This window comes from Pseudomonas sp. ML2-2023-6 (assembly GCF_037055265.1).
Classification (GTDB): Bacteria; Pseudomonadota; Gammaproteobacteria; order Pseudomonadales; family Pseudomonadaceae; genus Aquipseudomonas; species Aquipseudomonas kulmbachensis.
The window spans coordinates 3,805,482-3,828,449 of sequence record NZ_CP146347.1 but is presented as its reverse complement, the minus strand read 5'-3'; the positions used below and the strand labels follow the sequence as shown (position 1 = coordinate 3,828,449).

At 59.0% G+C, this 22,968-nt stretch carries 20 protein-coding genes; 15 read left to right on the top strand and 5 right to left on the bottom strand.

Annotated elements, in window-relative coordinates; translation table 11 throughout:
- The first annotated feature begins 223 nt into the window (after positions 1 to 223).
- The 8 genes from V6L79_RS17565 to V6L79_RS17530 all read left to right on the top strand — a co-directional run bounded on the left by V6L79_RS17565 (position 224) and on the right by V6L79_RS17530 (position 10,303).
- The gene (locus V6L79_RS17565) at positions 224 to 1,204 is read left to right on the top strand and encodes a YCF48-related protein (RefSeq protein WP_321833590.1); all 981 of its coding nucleotides are present in this window, start codon (positions 224 to 226) and stop codon (positions 1,202 to 1,204) included.
- A complete protein-coding gene (locus V6L79_RS17560; RefSeq protein WP_261738609.1) occupies positions 1,201 to 3,627 on the top strand; it encodes an RND family transporter in 2,427 nt (808 codons plus the stop codon). The genes V6L79_RS17565 and V6L79_RS17560 overlap by 4 nt, the downstream gene beginning before the upstream one ends.
- 149 nt (positions 3,628 to 3,776) lie before the next feature.
- Positions 3,777 to 5,027 (top strand): helix-turn-helix transcriptional regulator, encoded by a 1,251-nt coding sequence (locus V6L79_RS17555; protein WP_261738608.1) that lies wholly within the window; start codon positions 3,777 to 3,779, stop codon positions 5,025 to 5,027.
- 91 nt (positions 5,028 to 5,118) lie between these two features.
- Positions 5,119 to 5,886 carry an SDR family oxidoreductase gene (locus V6L79_RS17550; protein ID WP_338579265.1) on the top strand — a complete coding sequence of 256 codons (768 nt, stop codon included), beginning with the start codon at positions 5,119 to 5,121 and terminating at the stop codon, positions 5,884 to 5,886.
- A 16-nt stretch (positions 5,887 to 5,902) separates the two neighbouring features.
- The gene (locus tag V6L79_RS17545) at positions 5,903 to 6,736 is read left to right on the top strand and encodes an SDR family NAD(P)-dependent oxidoreductase (protein WP_261738606.1); all 834 of its coding nucleotides are present in this window, start codon (positions 5,903 to 5,905) and stop codon (positions 6,734 to 6,736) included.
- A 230-nt stretch (positions 6,737 to 6,966) separates the two neighbouring features.
- Complete coding sequence (locus V6L79_RS17540; protein WP_261738605.1) at positions 6,967 to 8,004, top strand: Rieske 2Fe-2S domain-containing protein; 1,038 nt, start codon at positions 6,967 to 6,969, stop codon at positions 8,002 to 8,004.
- Positions 8,005 to 8,032: 28 nt separating this feature from the next.
- Positions 8,033 to 9,208 carry an MFS transporter gene (locus tag V6L79_RS17535; protein WP_338579264.1) on the top strand — a complete coding sequence of 392 codons (1,176 nt, stop codon included), beginning with the start codon at positions 8,033 to 8,035 and terminating at the stop codon, positions 9,206 to 9,208.
- Between the two features lie 81 nt (positions 9,209 to 9,289).
- Entirely contained in the window at positions 9,290 to 10,303 is a 1,014-nt protein-coding gene (locus V6L79_RS17530) for an AraC family transcriptional regulator (RefSeq protein WP_261738603.1), read from the top strand.
- On the opposite strand, the gene V6L79_RS17525 is transcribed toward V6L79_RS17530, so the two are convergent.
- The 3 genes from V6L79_RS17525 to V6L79_RS17515 form a co-directional block, all read right to left on the bottom strand.
- Positions 10,289 to 11,830 carry a SulP family inorganic anion transporter gene (locus V6L79_RS17525; RefSeq protein ID WP_338579263.1) on the bottom strand — a complete coding sequence of 514 codons (1,542 nt, stop codon included), beginning with the start codon at positions 11,828 to 11,830 and terminating at the stop codon, positions 10,289 to 10,291. The two genes, V6L79_RS17530 and V6L79_RS17525, sit on opposite strands and share 15 nt — an antisense overlap.
- Before the next feature lie 370 nt (positions 11,831 to 12,200).
- Positions 12,201 to 13,256, bottom strand: a complete 1,056-nt coding sequence (locus V6L79_RS17520) for a permease (RefSeq protein WP_321833577.1) — start codon at positions 13,254 to 13,256, stop codon at positions 12,201 to 12,203.
- Between the two features lie 231 nt (positions 13,257 to 13,487).
- Entirely contained in the window at positions 13,488 to 14,264 is a 777-nt protein-coding gene (locus V6L79_RS17515; protein WP_261738600.1) for an IclR family transcriptional regulator, read from the bottom strand.
- A 172-nt stretch (positions 14,265 to 14,436) separates the two neighbouring features.
- On the opposite strand from V6L79_RS17515, the gene V6L79_RS17510 reads away from it, so the two are divergent.
- The 3 genes from V6L79_RS17510 to V6L79_RS17500 are packed head-to-tail and all read left to right on the top strand — an operon-like array spanning position 14,437 to position 17,203.
- Entirely contained in the window at positions 14,437 to 15,198 is a 762-nt protein-coding gene (locus V6L79_RS17510; protein WP_261738599.1) for an ABC transporter substrate-binding protein, read from the top strand.
- A gap of 59 nt (positions 15,199 to 15,257) precedes the next feature.
- Entirely contained in the window at positions 15,258 to 15,914 is a 657-nt protein-coding gene (locus V6L79_RS17505) for an amino acid ABC transporter permease (RefSeq protein WP_261738598.1), read from the top strand.
- The gene (locus V6L79_RS17500) at positions 15,911 to 17,203 is read left to right on the top strand and encodes an FAD-binding oxidoreductase (protein ID WP_321833575.1); all 1,293 of its coding nucleotides are present in this window, start codon (positions 15,911 to 15,913) and stop codon (positions 17,201 to 17,203) included. The genes V6L79_RS17505 and V6L79_RS17500 overlap by 4 nt, the downstream gene beginning before the upstream one ends.
- 47 nt (positions 17,204 to 17,250) lie before the next feature.
- On the opposite strand, the gene V6L79_RS17495 is transcribed toward V6L79_RS17500, so the two are convergent.
- Together V6L79_RS17495 and V6L79_RS17490 are read right to left on the bottom strand one after the other, a co-directional pair.
- Entirely contained in the window at positions 17,251 to 17,472 is a 222-nt protein-coding gene (locus tag V6L79_RS17495) for a YgdI/YgdR family lipoprotein (protein ID WP_261738596.1), read from the bottom strand.
- A 376-nt stretch (positions 17,473 to 17,848) separates the two neighbouring features.
- The gene (locus V6L79_RS17490) at positions 17,849 to 18,523 is read right to left on the bottom strand and encodes a histidine phosphatase family protein (protein ID WP_338579262.1); all 675 of its coding nucleotides are present in this window, start codon (positions 18,521 to 18,523) and stop codon (positions 17,849 to 17,851) included.
- Between the two features lie 262 nt (positions 18,524 to 18,785).
- Here V6L79_RS17490 and V6L79_RS17485 point away from each other — a divergent pair, with 262 nt between their 5' ends.
- The 4 genes from V6L79_RS17485 to V6L79_RS17470 all read left to right on the top strand — a co-directional run bounded on the left by V6L79_RS17485 (position 18,786) and on the right by V6L79_RS17470 (position 22,923).
- Positions 18,786 to 19,490 (top strand): YoaK family protein, encoded by a 705-nt coding sequence (locus V6L79_RS17485; RefSeq protein WP_261738594.1) that lies wholly within the window; start codon positions 18,786 to 18,788, stop codon positions 19,488 to 19,490.
- 80 nt (positions 19,491 to 19,570) lie between these two features.
- Positions 19,571 to 20,323 (top strand): histidine utilization repressor, encoded by a 753-nt coding sequence (gene hutC / locus V6L79_RS17480; protein ID WP_261738593.1) that lies wholly within the window; start codon positions 19,571 to 19,573, stop codon positions 20,321 to 20,323.
- A gap of 300 nt (positions 20,324 to 20,623) precedes the next feature.
- Positions 20,624 to 21,784 (top strand): CaiB/BaiF CoA-transferase family protein, encoded by a 1,161-nt coding sequence (locus V6L79_RS17475; RefSeq protein ID WP_261738592.1) that lies wholly within the window; start codon positions 20,624 to 20,626, stop codon positions 21,782 to 21,784.
- Positions 21,781 to 22,923, top strand: a complete 1,143-nt coding sequence (locus tag V6L79_RS17470; RefSeq protein WP_261738591.1) for an acyl-CoA dehydrogenase family protein — start codon at positions 21,781 to 21,783, stop codon at positions 22,921 to 22,923. Before V6L79_RS17475 ends, V6L79_RS17470 begins: the two co-directional genes overlap by 4 nt.
- The last annotated feature ends 45 nt before the right edge of the window (positions 22,924 to 22,968 follow it).

The following is a 22,968-nucleotide window of genomic DNA, read 5'->3' as shown; positions in this document are numbered from 1 at the left end:
TAGCCGCAGCCTCGCGTAGCTCGTCAGCGGCTACAGGTGGCGTGCATCACCCACCATCAGGGCTAGGCCATTTGGACGATGTGCCCGTGACTGACCAGTCCGATGATCGAAGGCAGGTTCTGGCACCTCGCCGAGTAGGTAGCCAGAGCATCCACGATTATAAAAAGAGGACTGGCTGCATGAACTCTGCCCAGCAACTGAATCGTGCAGCGAGGCATCGACCATGCGCTCAATAATCGGCTATCTGGTTTGCCTGATTGTCGCTGCAACCATCGCGTTTACCTTCTCCCCCCGTCATGCCTCTAACGTCGCTTCGGCCCAGTTGCGCCCCGATCGTCTGCAAATCAACGGCATGCTGTATCTTGATCAGCGTGTAGTTGCAGTGGGTGAACGCGGCAATATTTTGCTCAGCGATGATCAGGGTGTGTCCTGGCAGTCGGCTGCGGTCAAGCCACAACGTGATTTGACCCTGACCGCACTGGTGGCACTGCAAGACAAAAGCTTGCTGGCAGTGGGTCATGATGGCTGGATTCTGCGCTCTGATGATGCAGGCGCGAACTGGTCCGAGGTTCGCTATGACGCTGAAATCGCCGAACCGTTGCTGGGTGTCTGGAGTGCGGGCGGTAATCGTGTGCTGGCGTTCGGTAGTTTTGGCAAGTTCTACCAGTCCGATGATGACGGTCGCACTTGGCAAGCCCAGCCATTGGAGGTGGACAGTGCCCACCTGAACGGCATGGACGGCGGTGCCGACGGTCGGCGGATGGTGGTCGGCGAGCAAGGGCTGGTGTTGCGCAGTGACGATGCGGGCCGCAGTTGGGAGAAGCTGGCTCCGTTCTACAACGGTTCATTGTTTGGCGTGGTGCGCTTGAGCCCGGATCGCTGGGTGACCTACGGCATGCGCGGCCATGTGTTTGTCAGCCAGAACTTTGGCCAGACCTGGCAGGCGGTGAATGTTGGCAATCAGTTGCCCCTCTACGGGCATGCTCTGTTGCCCAATGGCGGGGGCTTGCTGATTGTCGGCGCGGGCAGCTCGCTGGTGCGTCTGGATGGTAATGGTGCGCTGGTCAGCGCTACTCGTCTGCCGGGTCTGGGCACACTGACTTCGGCGGTATTGATCGGCTCTCGGCGCTTGCTGGTGGGCGGCGAGCGCGGTGTGTTCCAGGGCGCTGATGGTGGTGTTGCGGCGCTGGGAGGTGCCCAGTGAGTAGTCAGAAAACTGCGATAAACCGTGTGGTCGAGCGTATCGCCGACCTGTTGATTACTTGGCGCAAGGGTTTGCTGGCGCTGTTTGTGCTGTTGACCCTGGCCCTGGGTTACAGCGCTACCCATACGCAATTGGACCCGGGCTTTAACAAGCAGATCCCGGTACGCAACGCGTTTATGGTCAACTTCCTCAACTTCAGCCAGTACTTCACCGGCGCCAACCGCTTTTTGGTCAGCGTGAAGTGGAAGGGCGAGGGCGATATCTATAACCGCCAATACCTCGAAACCCTGAGCAAGGTTACGGATGATGTTTTCTTCATCAATGGTGTCAGTCGCGCCAGTGTGACTTCGCTGTTTACCGCCAATGTGCGTTACATCGAAATTACTGAAGACGGTTTTTTTGGTGATGTGGTGGTGCCTCCGCGCTTTACTGGCTCGGCCGAGGATCTGTCCCAGGTACGCAACAACGTCGCCCGTTCGGGGCAGGTCGGACGCTTGGTAGCCAACGACCTGACCTCCTCGATGGTGCGCGCCGACCTGCAGGATCTGGACCCCCAGACCGGCAAGTCGGTGTCGTATGCCGAGGTAGCCAAGCGGCTTGAGGACATTCGCTCCAAGTACAGCAATGACGAGATCGAGATCAATATCGTCGGCTTTGCCAAACTGGTGGGGGATGTGGTTGAAGGGCTGACTACAGTGATCGGCTTCTTTGTGATTGCCTTTGTGATCACGGCCCTGATGCTGTGGGTGTATTCACGCTCATGGCGGCTGACCGTCGTGGCTCTGGCTGTGGCGCTGTTGCCGGTGGTCTGGCTGCTGGGGTTGCTGCCTTTGCTGGGGCTGGGGATCGACCCGATGTCGATTCTGGTGCCGTTCCTGATCTTCTCGATTGGCGTGTCCCATGCGGTACAGATGACCAATGCCTGGAAACAGGATGTGCTGGGCGGCTGCTCGTCGGTGCAGGCGGCGCGCGGTGCCTTTTGCAAGATTTTCATCCCCGGCTCCCTGGCCTTGCTGATGAATGCCTTGGGCTTTGGCGTGATCATGCTGATCGATATTCCCATCGTGCATGAACTGGGCGTGACCGCGTGCATTGGGGTGATGCTGATGATCATCACCAACAAGCTGATGCTGCCGATCATCCTGTCGTATTTGAAGCTCGAGCCGAGCGCTCTGGCGCAAGGACTCAAGGTTCAGGGCAAGCACGCATTGTGGTGGCGGCTGTCGGCGCTGGCCGAGCCGAAACCAGCGTTGGCAGTCTTTGTAGTCAGCCTGTTGCTGCTCGGAGTCGGCGCCTGGAAGGCCCGGGATCTAGCGGTAGGCGATATTGGCGTTGGTGCGCCGGAACTGCGGGCAGACTCGCGTTACAACCAGGACAACCAGAAGATCATTAACAGCTACTCCATTGGTCTGGATGTGATGTCGGTGTTTGTACAGGTCAAAGGCATTGAAGAAGGTTGCCTGGCGCCGCAGGTGATGCGGGCCATCGAGTCGTTCGACTTTCAGATCCGCAGCGTGGCCGGGGTGCAGTCGGTACAGAGTGTGGCGGGCATGGGTAAAACCGTGATTGCCGGCAATAACGAAGGCAACCCGCGCTGGTCGGCGATCCCGGGTTCCGAACGCGGTTTGAGCCAGGGATCCCGTGCTTACATGCCGGATGACGGGCTGGTGACTGAAGGCTGCCAGCGCATGCAGATACTGGTGTTTCTAACCGACCACGAAGGTGCGACGGTGAGCCATGTGGTCGACGAAACCCAGCGCATCATTGCCGGTCTGCAAGGTCCGAATGTGGAGTTTCTGATGGCGGGCGGCAACGTCGGTGTGATGGCCGCGTCCAACGAAGCGGTCAAGCAGGCCGAGGTGGTGATGCTCGCTGCCCTGTTCGGCTCGGTGGCGCTGTTCTGCTGGCTGACCTTTGGCTCATTGCGCGCAGTACTGTGCATTCTGGTGCCGTTGGCGATTGTCGCGATCCTGTGTAATGCCCTGATGGCAACCCTGGGCATCGGTCTGAAAGTCGCGACGTTGCCGGTGATGGCGCTGGGCGTGGGCGTCGGGGTCGATTACGGGATCTACCTGTACGAGCGGATTGCCCATGAAATGGCCGACGGCAAGGACCTGCGTAACGCCTTCTACCAGGCCATGTGCCAACGCGGTACGGCGGCGGTTTTTACTGCACTGACCATGTCCATCGGTGTTTGTACCTGGGCCTTTGCCCCCTTGAAGTTCCAGGCCGATATGGGCGTGCTGCTGTCGTTCATGTTCCTGGTTAACGTGCTCGGGGCGATCTTTTTACTGCCTGCGCTGGCGGCCTGGTTCAATCTGGGGCGCCCGTTGGTCAAGGTTAAACCCCGGGGCCAGGATGTGCCTGCCGGGCATTACCCGCTCAAGCCGAGCGTTGCCGCCAAGGACTCGTCAAACCGCTGAAACAGACAGCTTGCCGGGCTTGTATGGCGACCAACATAAAGACACACTGAGGTGCTTTTGCGCAGGGCTGCAGTACCTGCGCAGAGGCAAGCCGCTGGTAATAAGAACAATAAAAAGGGCAGGTCCTGAACCTGACCCAATGCGAGGAAATGTCCGTGGATACAGTGACCCTGAATCATCAAACCCTGGCCAGTCTGGGACTTGAACTGGCCGATTACGATCAAATGATCGGCAGCTTCTACGACGGGGCGCTAGACCCGAAAGTCATGGGTCGTACCTTGTGCGCGGTTCGCAACATGTTCCAGGCCAACTACGCGACCTTGATTCTGCGCGTGCCGGATCAGCCTGACCTGGGCCTGATGATTGTGGCCGGGGATATTGAAGGCGAGGGTGAACTGACGTATCAAACCTACCCGCAAGCCAATACCCCGTTCGCCGGGCAAGCGCTGGATCAGGTGTTTACGGTTGAAGACCTGATGAGCGAGTCCGAATGGATGAGTTCGGCGTATTTCAAGGCTTACTGCGGCCCGCAAAATGTCTTCCATGTAATGGGGGCCGATATTTCCACCCCTGAAGGTGGCAAGCTGCGTTTTCGTCTGACCCGGCCCAAAACCTCTCCGAAATTTTCCAGTGCCGAACGTGCGTTGTGCAGCAGCTTCCTGCCGCATTTGCGCCGGGCCTTGCACTTGCACAACCTGCTCGATCGCAGCGAGTCCATGAGCGAGCTTTATGCGCAGGCTATCAGTCGCCTGTCCGTGGCGACCATTGTGCTCGACGAAACCGGCAAGGTGCTGCGCCTGAACCCGGTGGCCGAAGAAATCCTCAAAAACGCCGATGGCCTGAAACTGGTGGGTGGCAGGCTGGAAGCCACTTACCCCAGCGACAACCGTGAGCTGCAGCGTCTGGTCAAGCATGCCTTTAGTCAGGAAGTGCGCGATGGCGGGGTGACGGCAGATGCGATGTCCGTGACCCGACCTTCGGGGCAGGTCAGCTTGGGGCTGGTGGTCGAGGCTATTCCTTCGCTGGAATGGGCTGAAGGCAAGAGCAAACCGGCGGCGGTGATCTATATCCGCGACTCGGTCGGCAAGTCGCTGGCCAGCGAGGTGGTGACCAAGCAGCTGTTCAATCTGACCAAGGCTGAAACGGCGCTGGCGATGGAGTTGGCCAACGGTTTGTCCTTGGAAGAGGCCGCGGAAAACCTGAATATTCGACGCAACACCGCACGGGCGCATCTGCGTTCTATTTTCTCCAAGACCGGTGTGCGCCGTCAGACCGAGCTGGTAAGGATTCTGCTGAACAGCGTGGTCGCGCTGGGAAAGCCCAAGTGCGCCTTGCGAGCGGCTGAGTCAGTGATAGTGCCAGCGCCACAGTTGGCGCGGCCGCTTCGTAAAAGCGCTTAAACATCGTTTACCGGCCGACGGTGGCGATTGATCGCCACTGTCGGTTGCTCTTCAGCCAGGCTACTGCGCCTGCATCATCAAGGAAAGTCATATGCCAGTTACAGCTGTCAGCGGTTCCGCTTCCGGGATCGGCGCCGCCGTGTGCGCGGTATTACGGGCTGCGGGGCACCGCATTATCGGGATCGACCGGGCTAATGCCGAGGTGGTCGCTGACCTGTCGACCCGTACCGGGCGTCAGACAGCCGTGGCCCAGGTGCTTGAGCAGTCGGGCGGGGTGCTTGATGGCCTGGTGTGCTGCGCCGGACTTGGGGTGACGGCTTCTTCAAGCAGCCTGGTGCTGGCAGTGAACTACTTCGGCGTCAGTGAACTGCTTGACGGTTTGGCTGACGCGCTGGCCAAGGGTGAAAACCCGGCCGCGTTGGTGATTGGCTCGGTGGCCGCCACCCAGCCCGGTGCTGATCAACAGCCGATGGTTGCAGCGCTGCTGGCCGGTGACGAGACGCAAGCCCTGGCGCTGGCCGATGCACTGGGCCAGCCCCATATCGCCTATGCCAGCTCCAAATACGCGGTGACCTGTGAGGCACGGCGCAAGTCGGTGCAATGGGCTGCGCAAGGTATCCGCTTGAACGTGGTTGCACCGGGCGCGGTGGAAACTCCGCTACATCAGGCGGCCAAGGAGGATGCCCGGTTCGGCAAGGCAGTACGTGAGTTTGTCGCGCCATTGGGGCGTGCGGGAAGTCCTGCTGAAATTGCTCAGGTGGTGGCATTTCTGCAGTCGACACAGGCCAGTTTTGTCACTGGCAGCGTGATGTTTGTCGACGGTGGCATGGATGCGATGGTGCGCGCGCAGCGCTTTTGACCTTTAAGGAGCTCTTATGAACAAAGTGGCATTTATTACCGGCGCCAGTCGCGGTATCGGTCGTGAAACCGCGCTGGCGTTTGCCCGTGCAGGTTTCGATCTGGCCATCAGCGCTCGCAGCCTGGATGAGGGCGAAAGCCATACCCACGGCTTGCGCAACCCCGACGGCACAGCGCTACCCGGCAGTTTGAACGCCACGGCGGCAGCGATCCGCGAACTGGGGCGCAAGGCGCTGGTGGTACGCATGGACCTGCTCGACAGCGAATCGGTGCTCGCGGCAAGCCGTGCGGTGGTTGCCGAATATGGTCGGGTGGATGTGCTGGTCAACAATGCGATCTATCAGGGCAGCGACCTTAACGCAGCGTTTATGGAGTTGCAGCCCGAGACCCTGGAGCGGGTGTTTCAGGGCTATGTAATGACCCCGTTTTTGCTGACCCGGGCCGTGGTCAGCCAGATGCTGGAGCAGGGCGCCGGGGTGGTGATTAACGTCACCTCCGGCGCGGGTGAAACTGATCCGCCGGTGGCGGCGGGCAAGGGCGGCTGGGGCTATGCCTATGGCGCGGGCAAGGCGGCGGTATCGCGTTTGTCGGGTATTTTGTCGGTGGAGTTCGGCGAGCAGGGGATCCGCGCCTACACCCTCAACCCCGGCGTCGTGACCACCGATGCCTTGCGCGCCACCATCGGTGACAAGGGCGTGATTGCCTTGCGCGCAGGTTCTGCGCCACCCCAGGTGCCAGCAGCGGTGATGCTGTGGCTGGCGACCAACGATGCGGCAGTCGATCACCAGCGCAAGACCATTCATTGCCAGCCATTTGCCAGGGAACACGGGATTGTCGAGGACTGGCGGTAATACGAATTTGCACTCTCAAATGCTGTAGCCACTGTCCAGGAACGAGGCTGCGATAAGGGACGAAGGACCTTCAAGACATCGAGGCCGCTGCGCAGCCCATCGCAGCCTCGTTCCTCGACAGCGGCTACGGCGCCTCGGTGTACTAGTCCATCTGAACGATGAACCCGCCTCGGACCTCGGTGAAGATCATTCGGTAAGCGCCCTGGCCCTTAACCTGAGGAATAATAAAAATGACTAAACTCGCAGAAATCCACGTCGAGAATACTTTGTCACCGCGTTTTGGCCGTGGCTGGCATTGCCTGGGCGAAGCTAATGAATTCCGTGATGGCAAGTTGCATACCCTGAATGTGTTTGGCTCGCGACTGCTGGCTTTCGCCACGTCCACTGGCGCGATCAGTGTGCTGGACGCCCATTGCCCGCATATGGGGGCCGACCTGTCCCAGGGCACTATCGAGAATGACCGGGTGGTCTGCCCCTTCCACCACTGGCAGTACGACGCCAGTGGCAAGTGTGTCGAGATCCCTTACTGCAAGCGTATTCCGCCCAAGGCCAAAACCCGCGCCTGGCAGACCTGCGAAGTGAACAAGCTGCTGTTTGTGTGGAACAACCCTGAAGGCAAGCCGCCTGCCGAAGGCGTGGTGATCCCGCATCTGCCGGAAATGGACAGCGATGAGTGGCTGCACAGCTGGTACATGGACAAGCTGATCATCAATACCAACCCTCGTGAACTGGTCGACAACCTGGTGGATGCCCAGCATTTCGGCCCGGTACATGGCACGCCAACCAAGTATTTCCACAATGTGTTCGAAGGCCATATCGCTCAGCAAATATTCCACGGCGACTCCGAACGCTTGGGCGGCGACCTGGTGGCTGAATCGGCCTATTACGGCCCCGCGACTCACCTGACCCGCATGCGCGCCATGTTCGATGGTCAGGAAATCAAGTCCATCCTGCTTAATTGCCACGTGCCTATCGGCCCCAACAGTTTTGAACTGCGCTTTGGCTGCATGGTGAAAAAAGTGCCGGGCTGGACCCAGGAACAGAACGAAGCCCTGGCGTTGGATTACGTGCAACGCAACCGTGATTCGTTCTATCAGGACGTGGATATCTGGACTCACAAAGTGCGGGTCAACAACCCGGTTTTGGCCGAGGGTGATGGTCCGGTGTATCAGTTGCGCGAGTGGTATCAGCAGTTCTTTACAGACGAAGCCAGCGTTGCGGCGAACATGGCCGAGCGTCGTGAAATCACTACCGTAGATCACCGCTGATTGATTGCTTGAGCGAAGGGCACTGCCGATGACGCTGAACCAACGTAAAACCCTGACCTTTATGTTGGCCGCCAGCCTGGCGTCGACCATCGGTGGCTTGCCCTTCAATACCCTGCCCATTCTGCTGGGCTCACTGGCGGACAGTTTCGGTTTTGCACCGTCGCAAATCGGTTTGCTCGGCTCTGTGTGCTTCAGCGGCTATCTGGTGGGGACGCTGGTTGCTGTGGGCTTTATCGACCGCTGCAACTGGCGCGTCCTGACGTTTGGCTGCGCATTGGGCGCGGCGCTGGCATTGCTGGCCTCTTCACAGTTGCCGGCCCCTGCACAGCTGCCGTTGTGGGCGCTGATCGGTTTTTTTGCCGCACTGATGACCTGCCTCGGGCTGCGGATCATGGCCGAGATGCCCAACAAGGAGCGGGCGTTTGGCATGCGCCAGGGGATTGAGCTGGGCTTGGTGGCGCTGGTGCTGTTTGTGTTGCCTTCGATGGTGATCAGCAACTATCACTACGCCGGTGGCGCGCTGGTGCTGGCGGCCATGATTCTGTTACTGAGCCTGAGCGCCTTTGCGTTGCCGCGCCGCAGTGATTTCGCGGTACAGGCGGATTTGGCTAAAGAAAATTCCCTTCGAGGCCGTTTTCTCTTCCCTGTGCCTGCGTATTGGGCACTGGGGTTTTTCTTTGTGTTTGGTGCCGGGCAGATCGGTCTGTGGGCATTTCTTGAACGTCTTGGGCATGGTCTGGACGTGGCGCCCGCACAAATGGGGGTGGTGTTTGCGGTGCTTAAACTGCTCGGTGGCGGTGCGGCCCTGGCGCTGGCGCTGATTGGCGACCGACTCGGTACACGCTGGCCGCACTTGCTGGTGCTGGCGGTAATCGGTACGGGTTTGCTGTTGCTGGCCTATGCCGAAGGCTTTGTCCTGTACGCCCTGGGGGCCTGGATCTGGGAGGTGGGTTTCTGCTGGGGCTGCATCTACCAGACCGCTGCGGTTGCGAGGCTCGACCCGAGCGGGCGTTCGATCATGTTGATTCCTGCTGCCTTTGCCTTGAGCTCTATGGTCGGGCCAGCGCTGGCCGGGCAATTGGTGGTGGACGGTTTTGCCGGTCTGTTATGGCTGGCTCTGGCTACCGCGGTGGTCCCGGTGGTGGCGTTTGCCGGGTTGCTGGCCAAGCGTTTGGCAGCACCGCCATTGGCGCTGGCCGTATAAGGCTAAGGTACTGCTGGCTTTTTGATCCGTGCTGCTTAAGATGGCCGTCATCTAAAAGTCATCGGGCTTGGAACCGGGCCAATGCTGAACAAGGACACCATCTCCATTCATCTGGTGCGCGAGGCGCTGTTGCAGAGTTGTGCGCCGGGCAGTGCCACGGATGAAGTGTTGCACAAGGTCGGTATCGCTCCGGCGCTGCTCGACGAGCCGCAGGCCCGCGTGCCTGCAATAGTCTATGCACGTCTGTGGCGGCTGTTGGCGCGACGTCTGGATGACGAATTTTTTGGCATGGACCCACACAAGTTGCGCTCCGGCAGCCTGGAATTCATGTGCCGCACGGCCATGGCGCAGCCGACGCTGGCCCAGGGGCTGGAGGTGGTGCTGGGGTTTCTGTCGTTGATGCTTGAGCGCTTGCCGGCGCGGTTGGTGCGCCAGCAAAGCCTGGCCGAAATCGTCTTGCAGGAACCTGACCAGCAGACGAGCCGTGGCTTTACCTACTTCACCTACTGGATGATCGTGCACGGTGTGGCCTGCTGGCTGGCCGGGCGACGACTGCCGATTCTGGCCATCGAGCTGCGCTGTGAAGCGCCCGATTACTGCGGTGACTACGAAGTGATGTTCTCCGAGAACCTGCGCTTTGAGCGGCCACGCACACGGATGATTTTTGCCGCCGATTGCCTGGATGCACCGATCAAGCGCAACGCCCAGGAACTGAAGCGTTTTTTGGCCGAAGCTCCGGCCAATATTCTGGTCAAGTACCGTGACCCGTTGAGCCTGGCCAGCCAGATCAAACAGGATTTGCGCCAGTTGCCAGCCGAGCAGTGGCCTGAAACCCAGGGCATGGCGCAGAGCTTGTGCATGTCGGCGTCAACCCTGCGCCGCCGTTTGGCGGACGAGGGGCAAACCTTTCAAGGGATCAAGGACGGCGTGCGCAAGGAACTGGCGATTGGCTGGCTGGCCGACCCCGACCACAGCTTTGCCGACATCGCCCAGCGCCTGGGTTTTGCCGACACCAGCTCGTTTTACAAGGCCTTTCGCAAATGGTCAGGGACCAATCCTGGGCATTACCGGAGTTTGATTTTAGGCGGTGGCTGAACCCAGGCCCCGGGTGGTGCGCAGTCGGCCTTCCAGACGGCGTTTCAACCCCTGGGGTTCAATGATCAGCTTCGAGCCCTTGGCGGCATTGGCCCGCCCCCATTCCTCGAACAACTCCAGGCAGGAGTGATCGATATAGCTCAGGTTATTAAGTGGTACATATACGCTGCTGCCTGCTGGTACGCGAGCCAGTACCTGAGTTAATGCCGGTACTTTGAGGAAGGTCGCAGAACCATTGAGCCGCAACTCCATCTCGCCGCTTTGGGGCAGGTCAATCAAGCTGATTTTCAGACGTGCTGCTTTCCACGCCAAGTTGGCCAGGGTCAAGCCGAAACCCAGCAGTACCCCGGTCAGCAAGTCGGTGAAGATGATCGACAGCGCGGTTGCGGCATAGGTCAGCATCGGGATGCGGCCATAACGGGCCAGGCCGCGGAAGGCCTTGAGGTCCACCAATTTGATCCCGGTGTAGACCAGTACTCCCGCCAGGCTTGCCACTGGAATGCTTTGCAGCACACTGGACAGCAACATCACAAAAGCCAGCAGCCAAAGGCCATGGAACATTGCCGAAAGACGGGTGGTGGCGCCTGCCTGAACATTGGCCGAGCTGCGCACGATCACTCCGGTCATTGGTAATGCACCGAGCACGCCACAGAGCATATTGCCGACTCCCTGTGCCGTCAGTTCCTTGTCAAAATCAGAGCGCTTGCCGTTGTGCATACGGTCGACGGCCGCTGCGGACAGCAAGGTTTCTGCACTGGCGATAAACGCCACTGCAAACGCCGCGATCAACAGATTGGGATCGGCCAGGTTCAGCAGGTCGGCTGGGCGCAGCCAGTCGATAGCGTCCGCCAGGTTTTCCGGGACTTCAACCCGTTTTACCTGCAACGCCATTATCAGGCTGACCAGAGTGGTCAAGCCCACGCCGAGCAGGGCACCGGGGACAAAGCGCAGTTTTTGCGGGCGTAATTTGTCCCACGACCACATCACCAGAATGGTTGCCAGGCCCAGGAGTCCTGCCTGCCATCCAAGGCCACCACCCAGGGTTGGGATGGCTTGCGCCAATGCCTGCGGGAAACCTGCAAGGTTGTCCAGGCCGGAAGGTTTTGGCACGCCGTCGAGCATTACATGGATTTGCGACAGCACAATCAGCACCCCGATCCCGGCAAGCATGCCGTAGACCACAGCCGGGGCGGTGACGCGGAACCAGCAGCCCAGGCGCAAACGTCCGGCCAACAGTTGCAGAAAACCTGCCAGCAGCAGGATCGGCCCCAGCATGACCATGCCATGCTGGCGCACCACTTCGAATACCAGTACTGCCAGACCGGCTGCCGGGCCACTGACTTGCAGCGGCGACCCCGCCAGCCACCCCACGACCAGGCCGCCGATGATGCCGGTGATCAAGCCTTTGGCCGGTGGCATCCCGGAGGCGATGGCGATGCCCATGCACAAGGGCAGGGCGACCAGAAACACAACCACAGAGGCCAATAGCTCCCGTGGCAGTAGCGTTTTTAATTGCGCAGCACGCATGATGATTCTCCCTGGGGATTCCTGGAGGCGTGGCAAGGCCTGGCGTCATGTTCGGCCGCCACCGATACCTCGTTGGGATAGGTTTGGACGCGCGCTTCAGGTATCGCGCAAGGAGTTGTCTTCGGTGAGGAGATGCAAGTCAGGAAGGGTAGTAGTTGCAGTCGGGAGCTGTGTCACCTTGTTATCCATCGTTCATCCTCTGTGGTGGAGCAGGGGAATAGCTAATGCGAGTCATTTGTGACTCGCTGGTCACGTTAGCCCCCGAAACTTAACTGAACCTTAATTGACCGCTCTAGCACGGGCTTTACGGTGATGGTCAGAAGTTTCGCGAGCCCGCCCGCTCCACAGGCGCAGGGTGTTGTTGGCGGTTTTAAAGCAACCACATTCCGACCAGACCGCTGAGTACACCGACCAGCATGGTCATCAGAGCCACGCTGACCAGAACCCGGGTGTCGAAGTCTTTGCGTAGCATTAGCAGTGACGGCAGGCTGACGCTCGGCAAGGTCATCAGTAGCGCCACGGCTGGCGCTGTGCCCATGCCTAGAGCCATCATGGTCTGCACAATCGGAATTTCCGCCGCCGTGGGGATCACAAACAGCGTGCCGATAATGGCCAGAGGGACCAGCCACATCAGGTTATCGCTCATGGCGCCGTCCACATGGGGGAACAGCCATACGCGTGCTGCGCCCAGCAACAGCACTGCCAGCAGATACACCGGAATGGTATTCCAGAACAATTGCCACAAGGTCTGGCCCCAGCGGCTGAAGAAGTTCTGCTGGTCAATCTGGCTGGCCTCGGACACTGCGTCCAGTGCCGCGTCGGGGATACTTTCGGGGCGCGAGATGCGTTGTGCAATCAGTGACACACCAACCACCAGCACGATCCCGGCGACCAGGCGCAGAACACTAAAGCCCCAGCCCAGTACAAAGCCCATAAACACCAGGGTTGCAGGGTTGAGTACCGGGTTGGCGATCCAGAAGGCCAGTGCTGCGCCTACCGAGACTTTTTGCCGACGCATGCCAGCGGCTACAGGCGCCGCGCAGCAGGTACACATCATGCCCGGCAAGGCGAACAGGCCACCACGCAGGGTCGAGCCCAGCCCGGCCTTACCGAACAGGCGCAGCAGCCAGTCACGGGGGATCAGTACCTGAATCAGCGAGCCTAGAATGACCGCCAGCACGGCGGCTTTCCAGATTGCCAGAAAGTACACCTGGGCATAGGCCAGTGCGGCGGCGATGGGTTCGCCCTGATTATCGTTGAGGATCGAGGCACCGATGCTGTGGTTGTCGGCGGCGACAAAAGCCTTGAGGTAGTAGGGCGACCACTTGACGTAGTACAGACCAATACCGGCAATCAGCAAAAACAGCAGGGGCTTGCACCAGAATGACCAGCCTCTAGTGGGCTTGGCTGGGGAAATACTGGACATAAAGAGTTACCAAACGCAGGGAAATAGCGCCGCATGATACCTGTCCCCGGACCATAAATCCTGTAGCCGCCGACGAGCTCCGCGAGGCTGCGTTCGCGATGAGACAGCAAAACCAGGGTTCAGGGTTTACGGTCGCTGCGCAACCGGACGCAGTCTCGTTCTACTCGTCAGCGGCTACAGATACTTCAAGCGTGGGAGCGAGCCTGGAGCAGAGTATCGACAAGATCGGGGTTACAAGGTCCTGATCGAATTGCTGATTCCACGGGCGCATTGGATAACGGTCGAGGCAACTTTGTCTTCGGCGTCTTGCATGACCCAACGACTGCTGGGCACTACTACGTGTACGGCGGCAACCGGCAGGCCGTGGCTGTTGAATATCGGCGCAGCAATGGTCATGTCGCCGAGGAACATTTCTTCCTTGTTGGTGGCATAGCCCTGTTTGCGGCTGATTTGCACGCGCTCAAAAATGGCCGAGGCATCGGTCAGGGTGTAGCGGGTCAGTTCAACCAGTTCACTGGCTTGCAGCACGCTGTGAACCTCGTCGTCGGTCAGGCCACTCAGGTACGCACGACCGCCCCCGGAGCAGTACATGGGGATGCGGCTGCCGATGGGCATATGGATCGGGATAAATTTTGGCGCGACAAAACGCGAGACAAACACCATGTCCAGACCGTCCGGTTCTGTCAGGTTAACCGTCTCTCCGGTGATCTGGTTGAGCTCGGCCAGGTAGGGGTTGGCGACATCGACCAGGATGTCGGCCGTCAGGTAGTTGTAGCCGATCTCCATGACCTTGGGCGTTAACTGAAAGCGTCGGCTTTGCGGATGTTTGCGCACATAGCCGAGCTCCTCAAGGGTATGCACCATGCGCTGGGCCGAGCTTTTGCTGATGCCCGCCGCCAGCGCGATATCCGCCAGGGTCATGGTGCGCCGCGCTGCTCCAAAGCCGCGAAGAACGGCCAGGCCCTTTTCCAGTGACTGGTTGAAAAGAGGGTTGTTGTTATCGCTCATGGCGCATCCTATGCATTTTTCGGGCATATAAGTATCGATATCCGATACTTATAAATCTCTTTACGATTTAAGTAAATTGGTTATAGTCGATGGCGGCATTTTGTACCAGAGGGTGCAAGGGTTGTTGAGTGCCGCATAGGAACAACCAAAAGCGACCACAGGGAGATTCGCTATGCAAAAACCTTTTCAAGTACTGACGCTTGTTTGCGCCATGGCTGCCGGGCTGATTGGATCAGCCGCAGCTGTTGCAGAGCCTGTGTACAAAGTCGGAGCAACGGCGACGGGCATCCCGTTCACCTTCCTCGATATCAAGAGCGGTAAAATCCAGGGCATGATGGTCGACGCAGCTGAAGCTGTCGGCAAAGCCGGTGGGTTTGGTACCGAAATCCAGCAAACCACGTTTGCCGCACTGATCCCTTCGCTGACTACCAACAAGATTGACCTGATTTCCGCCGCCATGCTCAAGACCCCCGAGCGTGAGAAGGTTGTGCAGTATTCCGATCCTATCTTCAGCTACGGCGAAGGCCTGATGGTTCAGGCTGATGATCAGAAAGAATACAAGACCATGGCTGACCTGGCCGGTGAAGTGGTCGGTGCGCAAGTGGGCACGGTGTTCCTTGATGCGCTGAACAAGCACGGCGGCTTCAAGGAAGTCCGTAGCTACGACTCCATTCCAGACATGATGCGCGACCTGAAACTGGGTCGTATCAAGGCCGCATTCGGTGATCGCCCGATCATCGCCTACCAGTTGGCCCAGGGCAAAAACCCGGACGTGAAACTGTCGAGCAGTTATGTGCCGGTGGTGATGGGCGACGTATGCCTGGTCATGCGTCAGGGCGACGCCGAGAAACTGGCGCAGGTCAACAAGGGCATTGCTGCGATCAAGGCGGACGGCTCGCTGCAACGCATCATCGAGAAGTGGAAGCTGAACTGATGATCCTGTGGCCCCCGCGATGCGGTGGGCCACTTTTTGTAGCGGTGCGCAGGTAGTTTATGTTTCTCCAGGATGCGTTGGACTTTCTTCCGATTCTGCTCAAAGGCGCTGTGGTCACGGTTCAGGTCACGGCGGGGTCGTTCCTGCTCAGTTCAGTGATTGGCCTGCTGTTCGCACTGATGATGGTTTCCAAAATTCGTGCCGTCGCCTTGTTCGCCATTGGCGTGGTCAATGTGATTCGCGGACTGCCGATCATCGTGCAGCTGTTTTATATCTATTTTGTATTACCCGACTTCGGTATCCAGCTCAGCGCCATGCAGGCTGGGGTGGTCGGCTTGGGGATAGCCTATTCGGCTTATCAGGCCGAGAACTTCCGGGCCGGAATTCAAGCCATCGACATTGGCCAGATCGAAGCTGCCGAGTCTTTTGGCATGCGCGGCCTGCTGATCATGCGCAGGATCGTATTGCCCCAGGCGTTTCGCATTGCCTTGCCACCCTATGGCAACACGCTGGTGATGATGCTCAAGGACTCGTCACTGGTATCGACCATCACCGTGGCCGAGATGACTCGCCAAGGGCAACTGATCGCGTCTTCGACGTTTGAAAACATGACGGTCTACACCCTGGTTGCGTTGCTCTATCTGTCGATGAGCTTGCCGCTGTCCTATGGCTTGCGTCGTCTGGAAGGCCGTTTTGCGCTGCGGAGGCGTACATGAAGCCAACGTCAAAACTGAAACTGCCGCCTTCGCTATGGTCCGCGACCTCTCGTCCTGGAGCGCTGACCCGGCCCCTGGCAGAAAACAAGCGCGTCGATGTGGCGATTGTCGGTGCCGGCTACACCGGGCTGGTGACTGCGCTGCGCCTGGCGGAGTCGGGTGTCAGTGTGTGTGTGCTGGACGCGGGAGAGCCAGGCTGGGGGGCTTCGGGGCGCAACGGCGGGCAGGTGATTCCGGGGCTAAAATACGATCCGGATCAGTTGATTGAGCGCTTCGGTGCGGTGCGCGGTGAGAAGATCATCGAAGCGTGCGGCGGGGCAGCGGACGAAGTGTTTTCCTTGATTCGCGAGTACGGCATTGCTTGCGATGCCACGCGCAAGGGCTGGATCCAGCCGGCTTTTTCCTGTGCCACGATGAAGACCCTGGAGCACCGTGCCCGACAGTGGCAGCAGCGCGGCATCGCAGCCGAGTTGCTGGACAGCGATGCTGTTTGCCAGCGTATCGGCACGCAAAATTACGTGGGCGGGTGGGTTGATCCGCGAGCTGGCAGTCTGCATCCGCTGAACTATGCCCGGGGCTTGGCCAGATCGGCACTGGGCCGTGGGGTGATGATTCACAGCGACAGCCGGGTGACAGACCTGCGCCGAATTGGCCCGCAATGGCAATTGACCACCGCCCAGGGGCACACTGTCACCGCCGAGCGCGTGGTGCTGGCGACCAATGGCTATACCGATGGCTTGTGGCCCGGGCTGCGCCAAACCGTGCTGGCGGCCAACAGTTTCATGATCGCGACCCGGCCACTTTCACCAGAGTTGCGCAAAACCATTTTGCCCGGTGGGGAAGTGTGTTCGGATGCCCGGCGCTTGTTGTTGTATTTCAAGCAGGATGCTCAGGGCCGCGTGTTGCTGGGCGGGCGAGGGCCCTTCGCCGAGCCGCGTCGGGCTGAAGATTGGGGGCATCTGGAGCGCTCGCTGGTCAGCGTGTTTCCACAATTGGCGGGGGTCGCGATTGAATACCGCTGGAGCGGTCGTGTGGCGCTCAACCATAGCATGCTGCCGCAATTACATGAGCCGCAACCGGGGCTATCAATCCTGATGGGCTACAACGGGCGCGGTATTGCGATGTCGAGCACCTTGGGCAAGCACCTTGCGGCGCGGATCTCAGGCGCCAGCGATGACTTCCCGTTTCCGGTGACGCCGATTCGCCGAATTCCCTTTCACAGCTTGCAGCGCTTGTACGTGGCGGCGGGTATCAGCTACTACCGGCTGCTGGATGCGCTGAACGGGTAAGGGCAGCGGCAAGTTTCAAGGTTGCCGCTTACAGCCTGATGCTGTTGTCAGTCCGACTTGATGGTGGAGACATCATCAGCCCTGATCTTGATGTGTTTGCCTGCAATGTCCACGAACTCATAGAAGCCGTCCTTGTTGGTGGTGTTTGGCAGGTCTTTGGTCAGGTACTGCGTGCCGTTTTGCAGGGTCACAACGCTCGGGGTCGCGCAGCCAGCCAATCCCAGCAAGGCCACCAAAAGCAGGGGTAAACCGATAACGTTGATCTTCATGCGTGTACCTTGAGCTGTTGGCAAGTAAGAAAATAGTCGCGCCGGGCTTCGTTCTGCCGCCAGCGCTGCGAAGCAGTTGCTGGATCTGACAGCGTTTTTTCGATTTTGTGCCTGACGTCTTTGCTGGCGAGGAATGTACCTGTAGCTACTCTGTTCCAGGTCAAGCCCCAGTGGGAGCGAGCCTGCTCGCGAATGATCTTCGCGAGCAGGCTCGCTCCCACGCTTGAAGTATCTCTGCCGCTGATGAGGCACGAGGCTGCGATGGGCTGAGGCCCCGTGCCTCGTCAGGGGCTATAGGGGCTACAAAAAATCGTGGTGATGGTATAGGCATGTTCTGGCGCGGACAATGTTTATACCGGGGCAGAGCGTTGGCCGATCAGCTCGGGCAGGTCCTGGAGCCATTGTCCAGAAGCTGCTTTTCAGTGCGGTTGAGCAGTGTGGCCTTGCCGTCTTTCCAGGTCAGGGTCAGCACATACAGTGAGTCAAAGTCACTGCCGGGCCAGTCTTCAATCAATGAGGTTTTCTTGCCCAGCGCGTTGCTGGCGACGTCATTGATCAGCTCTGGCAGGTAGCCGTGGGACCAGGCGGTGTAGATGGTCGAGTTGTGATACTGGTCGTCGGTCAACTCATTGGCCAGGGCACGAGTGTCATTGGCCGAGTACTCCAGATTGATTGGCAAGCCCAGCTTGATGGCGCTGGGGTTGATGGTCATCAGTGGCCGTACGTAGCTGTAGGCGTCATCATCGGCGCCCTCTTCAACCTGGCGTGAGGGGTTGGCGGCAAACACGTAGTCGGCCTTGCCATAGCGTTGCGGCAGCAGGGTAGCCAGATCAATCGCGCGGTTAAGCCCCTGACAGGTGAGCTGGCCAAGGCCGTCGGCCGGTTTTTCGGCATGGCGCATAAACACCAGGGTCTGCACACCGTCTACCGGCTGGGCAAAGACGTCATCCGCATGTATGGCCAGAGTAATGGCGCCAGCGACCAATAACAGCGGGATAGCCGCCAGTACGTAGGGCTTGAGTCGAGGTTTAATCCAAACAGACTGGGTCATGGGGTTCTTCTGATTACATCTATTGAGGCTGATTGGCCTGGCACATCGAGCGTATCAGCCCGTGTGTTTCTCCTTGTTAGTGCTGCACTATCTAAGCTTTTTCATTCCTGAACAAAGCGTTCATTAGATACCGGTTTCAAAATTGGTTCGATTTTACCTGCGCTAGATAGCTAATAGTCCTACAGGTCGAGTGCTATGGTGGCTTTTTTATATGACAAAATCGTTCGCTCTTTAGTCCGGTATCTCGACAGAGGCTCCCGAAATGCTCCCAGCGCCATTCAGAAAACCGACCAATCCCGTGCACCTGCGTGTTCGTGCCTGGCGCGGCCGGGTGGGTTTGGCAATGGTCGCGAGCTTGTCGGTTCTGGCTGGCATGACTGACGCCATTGGCTTTCTGGCCACCGGCAATTTCATCTCGTTTATGAGTGGCAATACTACGCGTCTGGCCGTGGCGGTCGGTGAGGGTGACGTGAGCATGGTGGTACGCCTGCTGCTTGCGGTGCTGGCGTTTATTCTCGGCAATGCCCTGGGAGTATTGTTGGGGCGCTGGAGTGGGCGGCGGGCATTGCCGTTGATGCTGGTGATTGCCGGCTTGTTGTGTACCGCCGCGTTGCTGCCGCTGGCGACACAAGTACCCGCGTTGCTGGCGGCGATTGTGGCGATGGGCATGCTCAATGCGGCGGTGGAGCAGGTTAATGGCTTGCCGGTGGGTTTGACGTATGTGACCGGGGCGTTATCGCGTTTTGGTCGGGGCCTGGGGCGATGGATGCTGGGCGAGCGGCGCAGCGGCTGGCGAGTGCAGTTGGTGCCCTGGACCGGGATGTTGCTGGGCGCGGTACTGGGCGCGGTGCTGGAGGCGCAGTTCGGGCTCAAGGCCATGCTTTTCAGCGCCGGTTTTGCCGCAGCTCTGGGGCTGCTGTCGCTGAGAATTCCGCGTCGCTGGCAGCGCGATTACATGCCGCGCTAAACGCCCGTTTTTCTTCGCCCACGCTGGGCGTAAACTGGCCCGGCGCACCAGCATGCCCAACCCTACGAACAGGAGTCGTTGTGTCCAAGTCAGTCGATGACAATTCATCCCTTGAGTCATTTTCCATTGAGAGTCCTGCGCCGCTGTACGCGCGCGTCAAACAGGCCATCGCGCAAAAAATCCGTTCGGGCGCCTGGTTGCCCAATTCCAAGCTGCCTTCCGAGAGCGAGCTGCTCACCCTGCTGGGCGTGAGCCGCATGACCATCAATCGCGCATTGCGTGAGTTGACTATCGAAGGGCTGCTGGTACGCATGCAGGGGGTGGGAACTTTTGTGGCGGTGCCCAAAGGCAATGCGGCGTTGTTCGAGATCCACAATATTGCCCAGGAAATCGCCGACCGCGGCCACGTGCATCGCTGTGAGGTAATGGTGCTGGAAGAGGTCCCGGCCAAGGTTACACCTGTGCTGCCGTTTGCCCTGGATGGGGTCAAACGCTTCTTCCACTCGGTGATGGTGCATTACGAAAACAATGTGCCGGTGCAAATCGAAGAGCGCTATGTGAATGCCGAGATTGCCCCGGAATACTTGCAGCAGGACTTCACCCGTACCACCGCCTATGCCTACCTGATGAACCTGGCGCCACTGACCGGCGGTGAACATGTGGTGGAAGCGATTCATGCCAAATCTGCGGAATGCCGCTTGCTGAACGTCAAGCGAAATGAGCCATGCCTGCTGATTCGTCGCCGCACCTGGGCCGCTCAAGGCCTGGTGGGTTGTGCCCGGCTGGTGTATCCGGGTTCGCGCTATCGCCTGCAGGGTCAATGCGGGAACTGAGTGGTGGTTTGTAGCGGGTAGCGGTGTGTTACTCGCGTTACTTTTGGTGCGTTTTTGTTACCTTCCTACCTGTTGATGCACAAAGTTGCGGCACATTTTTGCAATTTTTCCGTGCGTAAAATTCTTTTTGTGAAAAACATTAGTTTTTTAACTATCTGATTTTAAATAATATTTTTCACTAATTTTAGCCTTCCTGCGCGATGCCTTTGGCGTGTTGGCCCTTCACTTGCATTCACTTGTACATACAGGTTGGTATAAGTGCGCACTAGTTTGCGCTGCTTGAGCATTTGAGGGGGTGGCATGAACAACAGTCCGTTTACGCAACAACTGCAAGGTGTACGGGTGCTGGATATCAGTCGCGTACTGGCCGGGCCGCATTGCACTGCGATGCTCGCTGATTTGGGGGCCGATGTGATCAAGTTCGAAGTGCCCGAGGAGGGTGATGATGCCCGTCACTTGGGGCCGTTTCTGGACGGTGAAAGTGTCTACTTCGGCCTTATTAACCGCGGTAAGCGCAGCGTTGAAATTGATTTCAAAAACCCAGCGGATCGCCAGCGTTTCTACGAGTTGGTGGCCGATGCTGATGTTGTGGTCGAGAATTTTCGCCCCGGCGTCACTCAGCGTTTGGGCATAGATTTCGACAGCCTCAAGCAGTACAACCCGCGTCTGATCTACGCCAGCATTTCCGGTTTTGGCCAGGAAGGTCCGCTGTCCAAGCGCCCGGCATACGACATCGTGGCGCAGGCCATGTCCGGCCTGATGAGTGTCACCGGATTCGCTGCCACCGGCCCGACCCGCAGCGGTGAGGCCATTGGCGATTTGTGTGCGGGGGTTTATGCGGCCTGGGCCATCAGCTCGGCGCTGTTTGCCCGTGAGCGGCATGCACCGGGCGCGCAGTACATCGATGTGGCCATGTTTGATGTGCTGTTCAGTCTGCAAATGACCGGTCTGTCCAACCTTTACGCCAACGGTGTGGCGCCGGGGTTGGTGGGTAATCGGCATCCGGTCTCGACCCCCTTTGATACCTACTGCGCGGCAGACGGTCAGGTGGTCATTGCGGTGGCAAGTAATCGCTTGTTTGAGCGCTTGTGCCAGTGCATGGGCCAGCCGGAACTGGCGACCGATGCGCGCTTTATCAATGACACCCAGCGCACCCTGAATGAACCGGCCCTGCGCGCCACCATTGAAGCCTGGACGGCGCAGCACAGTGTTGAACATTTGTGCGACGGCCTGCTCGATGCAGGTGTTCCGTCATCGCCCGTGTGGGATCTGGCACAAGCTGCGAGCAGTGAGCACGCCCGTGTGCGCCAGTTGCAGTTTCAGCCTGCGGGCGCGGTATTGCCGCTGGTGCCGCAACCGGTGTTCTTCAATGGCCTTAAACCCCACGCAACCACTATTGCCCCACGTTTGGGGGCAGACAACGCCGTATTTGGCTTGAGTAAAGCAGGAGCACACGCATGAACTTCGAAATGACTGCAGAAGAGTTGGCCGTGGTCGACAGCGCCGAGCAAGTGGCCCGCGAAGTGATTCAACCACTGGCCCAGCACTACGACGAAACCGAAAGCTTTTGTCTGGCGAGCATCCGGGCCCTGGGCGATTTGGGCTGCATGGGCATCAACCTGCCAGAAGAATACGGCGGCCTGGGCATCGGTAGCTTGGCGATGAGTCGTGTAGTGGAAGCGGTGGCGGGGGCCTGTGCCTCCACCGCATCGGCAATGACCGCACACTTTTTGGCCACGGACTCGATCCTGCTCGGCGGCACCGAGCAACAAAAACAGGAATGGTTGCCACGTGCAGCCAGCGGCGAGTTACTCGGTGCCTTTGCCCTGACTGAACCGGCGGCGGGCTCGAACCCGGCCGATATGCGCAGTCGCGCAGCACGTGAAGAGGGCGGTTGGCGCATACGCGGCAGCAAGCACTACATTACCAACGCCAAGGAAGCCGACTTTATTGTGCTGTACGTGAAGACTGACGCAGACGCCGGGCACAAGGGCATCAGTGCCTTTATGGTGCCCAGGGGCACGGCGGGCATCAGCTTCTCCAGTCCGGAAAAAACCATGGGCCTGCGTGGCAGTACCATCTATGAGCTGGCGCTGGACTGCTGGTTGCCGGAGTCGGCATTGCTCGGTGTTGAGGGCCAGGGGTTCAACACGGCAATGGCGGTGCTGGATCGCGGACGGGTGGAGGTGGCAGCCATGTCGCTCGGGATTGCCAATGCGGCTCTGCAAGCCAGCCTGAGCTGGGTGCGTGAGCGTCAGATCGGGCCCAAGCCTCTGGCGGCGTATCAAGGTACGCAATGGCGACTGGCAGACATGTACGCTCAGCTTGAAAGTGCGCGCATGCTGACCATGAAAGCCGCCGCCCGGCGTGATAGCGGCGAACGTTTCAGCCTGGACTCGGCCACCGCCAAATTGGTGGCCGCCGAATGCGCCGGGTTTATTACTGATGCCGCGCTGCAACTGCACGGTGGTTATGGTTACAGCCGGGATTTACCGCTGGAGCGCTATGTGCGTGATGCACGGATTTTGCGGATTTTTGAAGGCACCTCCGAGGTGCAGAAGATCATCATCTCCCGCGCCTTGCTCGACGCTACCAGGTAATCAACCTGTGGCAGGTGCAGGTTGGGGCCTGCCCGTTGTTGCATG

Coding starts and splice junctions, on each gene's coding strand:
- V6L79_RS17565 (WP_321833590.1), top strand. CDS start 224: ATGCGCTCAATAATCGGCTATCTGGTTTGCCTGATTGTCGCTGCAACC.
- V6L79_RS17555 (WP_261738608.1), top strand. CDS start 3,777: ATGTCCGTGGATACAGTGACCCTGAATCATCAAACCCTGGCCAGTCTG.
- V6L79_RS17550 (WP_338579265.1), top strand. CDS start 5,119: ATGCCAGTTACAGCTGTCAGCGGTTCCGCTTCCGGGATCGGCGCCGCC.
- V6L79_RS17545 (WP_261738606.1), top strand. CDS start 5,903: ATGAACAAAGTGGCATTTATTACCGGCGCCAGTCGCGGTATCGGTCGT.
- V6L79_RS17540 (WP_261738605.1), top strand. CDS start 6,967: ATGACTAAACTCGCAGAAATCCACGTCGAGAATACTTTGTCACCGCGT.
- V6L79_RS17535 (WP_338579264.1), top strand. CDS start 8,033: ATGACGCTGAACCAACGTAAAACCCTGACCTTTATGTTGGCCGCCAGC.
- V6L79_RS17530 (WP_261738603.1), top strand. CDS start 9,290: ATGCTGAACAAGGACACCATCTCCATTCATCTGGTGCGCGAGGCGCTG.
- V6L79_RS17525 (WP_338579263.1), bottom strand. CDS start 11,830: ATGCGTGCTGCGCAATTAAAAACGCTACTGCCACGGGAGCTATTGGCC.
- V6L79_RS17520 (WP_321833577.1), bottom strand. CDS start 13,256: ATGTCCAGTATTTCCCCAGCCAAGCCCACTAGAGGCTGGTCATTCTGG.
- V6L79_RS17515 (WP_261738600.1), bottom strand. CDS start 14,264: ATGAGCGATAACAACAACCCTCTTTTCAACCAGTCACTGGAAAAGGGC.
- V6L79_RS17510 (WP_261738599.1), top strand. CDS start 14,437: ATGCAAAAACCTTTTCAAGTACTGACGCTTGTTTGCGCCATGGCTGCC.
- V6L79_RS17505 (WP_261738598.1), top strand. CDS start 15,258: ATGTTTCTCCAGGATGCGTTGGACTTTCTTCCGATTCTGCTCAAAGGC.
- V6L79_RS17500 (WP_321833575.1), top strand. CDS start 15,911: ATGAAGCCAACGTCAAAACTGAAACTGCCGCCTTCGCTATGGTCCGCG.
- V6L79_RS17495 (WP_261738596.1), bottom strand. CDS start 17,472: ATGAAGATCAACGTTATCGGTTTACCCCTGCTTTTGGTGGCCTTGCTG.
- V6L79_RS17490 (WP_338579262.1), bottom strand. CDS start 18,523: ATGACCCAGTCTGTTTGGATTAAACCTCGACTCAAGCCCTACGTACTG.
- V6L79_RS17485 (WP_261738594.1), top strand. CDS start 18,786: ATGCTCCCAGCGCCATTCAGAAAACCGACCAATCCCGTGCACCTGCGT.
- V6L79_RS17475 (WP_261738592.1), top strand. CDS start 20,624: ATGAACAACAGTCCGTTTACGCAACAACTGCAAGGTGTACGGGTGCTG.
- V6L79_RS17470 (WP_261738591.1), top strand. CDS start 21,781: ATGAACTTCGAAATGACTGCAGAAGAGTTGGCCGTGGTCGACAGCGCC.